The following is a 4,115-nucleotide window of genomic DNA, read 5'->3' as shown; positions in this document are numbered from 1 at the left end:
GCGCAAGCACATGCGCGCATCAGGCGCCCTGCCCGCTGGTCCAGCCCGACTGGTGCCATTTTTCCCGCCGCGTCGCCCGCTCGCGCCTGCATCGGCTGGCCAAGGATGCCGACGTGCCGTGGGAAGACGAGAAATTCATCTACGTCGCGGCTTCTCGCGACGGCCCCACATCACACCAGGCACGAGTTCTTGCGCCACCGAAATCCGGCTCCGGCAAGGTTCTGCTCAAGCTTTGCCAGGACGACGGCACCGCCACCGAGCGCTTGTTCACCAAGCGCGACGGCGCCGACTTCAAGTTGGCCCGGCGATTGGACTGGGGCGACAGGCTGGACAACATCGCAAAATGAACAGTGCCATTGTTCTTGCTTTGTTCCGACGAGTCAGATAGAGATCCACGCCCTGTCGAGTCAACCGGAATCGGGGCACGCGAATACTCTCCTGTGGACGATTGGTTGTTCCTGTGAACAACGGGCATCAAGGTTCTTTGGTTGGGTAGTGATGCAGAAAGGTCAGCACCGACTCATCACGTTCTGATATCGAAAGGCCGGGATTGAAATCGGGGATATCATGGCAGAGGCAGCGCGAAAATTCGGCGTCGCGGAAACACCGCTTTATCGTGAAGCGCCAAACAACATCGAGGCCGAGCAGGCGTTGCTCGGCGCCATCCTCGTCAACAACGACGCCTTCTACCGCGTCTCTGACTTCCTCAAGGCCAGCCATTTCTACGAGCCGCTGCACCGCAAGATCTATGAGGTGGCGTCCGAGTTCATCCGTATGGGCAAGGTGGCGACGCCGATCACACTGAAAACCTTCCTGCCGGCCGACGAGAAGGTTGGGGACATGACGATGGCGCAATATGTCGTGCGGCTGGCGGTCGAGGCTGTGACCGTCGTCAACGCCACCGACTATGGCCGCGCCATCTATGACCTTGCGACGCGCCGCGCGCTGATCACCGTCGGCGAAGACATGGTCAACATCGCCTATGACGCGCCGGTCGACATGGCACCCGGCGAACAGATCGAGGATGCCGAGCGGCGGCTGTTCGAGCTGGCCGAAAACGGCCGCTACGATGGCGGTTTCGAAAGCTTTTCCGATGCGTTGAAGAATGCCGTCGACATGGCCAGCGCGGCCTATATGCGCGATGGCCACCTGTCCGGCATTGCCACCGGCCTGCGCGATCTCGACCATCGCATGGGTGGCCTGCAGCCTTCGGATTTGATCATCATCGCCGGCCGCCCAGGCATGGGCAAGACGTCGCTGGCCACCAACATCGCCTACAACATCGCTGCCGCCTATGAGCCTGCCCAACAGGCCGACGGCTCCGTCAAGGCGGCCAATGGCGGCGTCGTCGGCTTCTTCTCGCTTGAAATGTCGTCGGAGCAGCTGGCCACCCGCATCATCTCCGAGCAGACCGAGATTCCATCATCGAAAATCCGGCGCGGCGATTTGACGGAAGCCGATTTCGGCAAGCTTGTCGCCTACACGCAGGAGAACCACAAGCGCCCGCTCTACATCGACCAGACGGGTGGTATCTCGATCGCCCAGCTCGCGGCGCGCGCCCGCCGCCTCAAGCGCCAGCGCGGGCTGGACCTGATGGTCATCGACTATATCCAGCTGATGCAGGGTTCATCTGCCAAGGCGTCGCAGAACCGCGTCCAGGAAATCACCGAGATCACCACCGGACTGAAGGCGCTCGGCAAGGAGTTGGGCGTGCCGATCATCGCGCTCTCACAGCTCTCGCGTCAAGTCGAAAGCCGCGACGACAAACATCCGCAGCTGTCCGACCTGCGCGAATCGGGCTCGATCGAGCAGGACGCCGACGTCGTGCTGTTCGTGTACCGCGAGGAATATTACATCAAGAACAAGGAGCCGGAGAAAGGCACGCCCGAGCATCTCGCCTGGGAGACGAAGATGATCGAGGTCCAGGGCAAGGCCGAAGTGATCATAGCCAAGCAGCGCCATGGACCGACCGGCACCGTCAGCCTTGCCTTCCAGGGCGAGTTCACCCGCTTCTCCGACCTCGCCGAGGAGCATCATCTGCCGGAAAGGTTCGAGTGACCTATTGAGACAGGTCCCATTCCTTGGCGCCCCCCTCTGTCCTGCCGGACATCTCCCCCTCAAGGGGGGAGATCGGATGGCATCGACGCTTTCGCCAATTTTTGGCGTTGAAAAGAAGGCGCAAGCGCTGAAGCTGCAAATCTCCCCCCTGGAGGGGGAGATGGCCGGCAGGCCAGAGAGGGGCGCTGCCCCGCCAGCCTGTCACGGCGTGGCTTCCATCTAATGGCCAAGTCGCGCGTCCAATTCATCTGCCAAAGTTGCGGATCGGTGCATCAGCGCTGGGCCGGCAAATGCGATGCCTGCGGCGAGTGGAACACGCTGGTCGAGGAAGGCACGTCCGGCGGCATCGGCTCAGGACCAGCCAACACGCGCAACGCCCGCAAGGGACGCGCCGTGGTGCTGACCACGCTGTCCGGCGATATCGAGGACGCGCCACGCATCATCTCGGGCATTGGCGAACTCGATCGCGCCACCGGCGGCGGGTTCGTGCGCGGCTCGGCGCTGCTGGTCGGCGGCGACCCCGGCATCGGCAAGTCGACGCTGCTCACCCAGGCGGCCGCGGCGCTGGCATCAAAAGGCCACCGCATCGTCTATGTCTCGGGCGAAGAGGCGGTCGCGCAGATCAGGCTGCGGGCGCAGCGGCTTGGCGTCGCCTCCTCTCCGGTGGAACTTGCCGCCGAGACCAATGTCGAGGACATCCTGGCGACGATCGCCGACGGCAAGCGGCCTGATCTCGTCATCCTGGATTCGATCCAGACGCTGTGGACCGACCTTGCCGATTCGGCACCCGGAACCGTCACCCAGGTGCGCGCTGCCGCCCAGGCGATGATCCGCTATGCGAAATCCACGGGTGCGGCGATCGTACTGGTCGGCCATGTCACCAAGGAAGGCCAGATCGCCGGGCCGCGCGTCGTCGAGCACATGGTTGACGCCGTGCTCTACTTCGAAGGCGAAGGCGGCCACCACTACCGCATCCTGCGTACGGTGAAGAACCGTTTTGGACCGACCGACGAGATCGGCGTCTTCGAAATGTCGGACAAGGGCCTGCGCGAGGTCGCCAATCCGTCCGAGCTTTTTCTTGGCGAACGCCATGCCAAATCGCCGGGGGCGGCGGTTTTCGCCGGCATGGAGGGGACAAGGCCGGTGCTGGTCGAGATCCAGGCACTGGTCGCACCCTCCTCGCTCGGCACGCCGCGCCGCGCCGTCGTCGGCTGGGACGGCGCCCGGCTGTCGATGATCCTGGCGGTTCTCGAAGCCCATTGCGGGGTGCGATTCGGCAGCCATGATGTCTATCTCAATGTCGCCGGCGGCTACCGGATTTCGGAGCCCGCGGCAGATCTCGCAGTGGCGGCCGCCCTGGTTTCCTCGCTCACCGGTCTTGCCCTTCCCGCCGATTGCGTCTATTTCGGCGAAATCAGCCTTTCGGGCGCCGTGAGGCCGGTTGCGCATGCGCAACAGCGCCTCAAGGAAGCCGAAAAGCTGGGTTTTGGAAGCGCGGTTCTGCCCTCGGGCAGCGGGGAACTGGCCGGGGGGATCGGGGCCGGTTCTTTCCAGCCGACCGAGCTTGCCGACCTCGTGGCACGCATAGCCGGCTCACGCCGAAGCCGCGTGGACGAAGAAGACTAGAGCATCGGACCCAGAGCCCGATGTTCGGCGCTATAATGCGGCTCATGGAGTGGGGCGAAAGACATGCCGATTACGCTGCTTGACGGAATTCTCGTCGGCTTCACTCTGGTTTCGGCGATGCTCGCCATGGTTCGCGGCTTCTCGCGCGAAGTCCTGTCCGTCGTCTCCTGGGCCGCGGCGGCAGCGGCGGCGTTCTTCTTCTACAAGCCGGTCGTGCCTTACCTCGCTCCCTACATCGAGAATGAAAAGGTCGCCATGGCGGCCGCCGCCGGCGTGGTTTTCATCATCGCGCTGATCGTCGTCTCGGTCATCACCATGAAGCTCGCCGACTGGATCATCGATTCCCGGATCGGCGCGCTCGATCGTACGCTCGGTTTCCTTTACGGCGCCGCGCGCGGCATCCTGGTCGTTGCCGTCGCCCTGCTGTTCTT

General features: G+C 63.5%; 4 protein-coding genes. All 4 read left to right on the top strand.

Going from position 1 to position 4,115, the window contains the following annotated elements:
* A partial coding sequence (locus EN969_RS19685; RefSeq protein WP_245467465.1) for a small ribosomal subunit Rsm22 family protein occupies window positions 1-347 on the top strand: 347 nt, incomplete at its 5' end.
* A gap of 220 nt (window positions 348-567) precedes the next feature.
* Window positions 568-2,058: a replicative DNA helicase gene (locus tag EN969_RS19680; protein WP_013532525.1), complete on the top strand. Its 1,491-nt coding sequence runs from the start codon at window positions 568-570 to the stop codon at window positions 2,056-2,058.
* 222 nt (window positions 2,059-2,280) lie between these two features.
* On the top strand, window positions 2,281-3,684 hold the full coding sequence (radA, locus tag EN969_RS19670; RefSeq protein WP_013532526.1) for a DNA repair protein RadA: 1,404 nt from the start codon (window positions 2,281-2,283) through the stop codon (window positions 3,682-3,684).
* Between the two features lie 63 nt (window positions 3,685-3,747).
* On the top strand, window positions 3,748-4,115 hold a 368-nt coding region (locus EN969_RS19665), incomplete at its 3' end, for a CvpA family protein (protein ID WP_164758357.1).

The organism is Mesorhizobium sp. M7A.F.Ca.CA.003.01.2.1, assembly GCF_003998945.1.
Taxonomy (GTDB): domain Bacteria; phylum Pseudomonadota; class Alphaproteobacteria; order Rhizobiales; family Rhizobiaceae; genus Mesorhizobium; species Mesorhizobium ciceri.
Note: the sequence above shows the minus strand (reverse complement) of the source record. Positions and strands in the feature narration are given on the sequence as shown.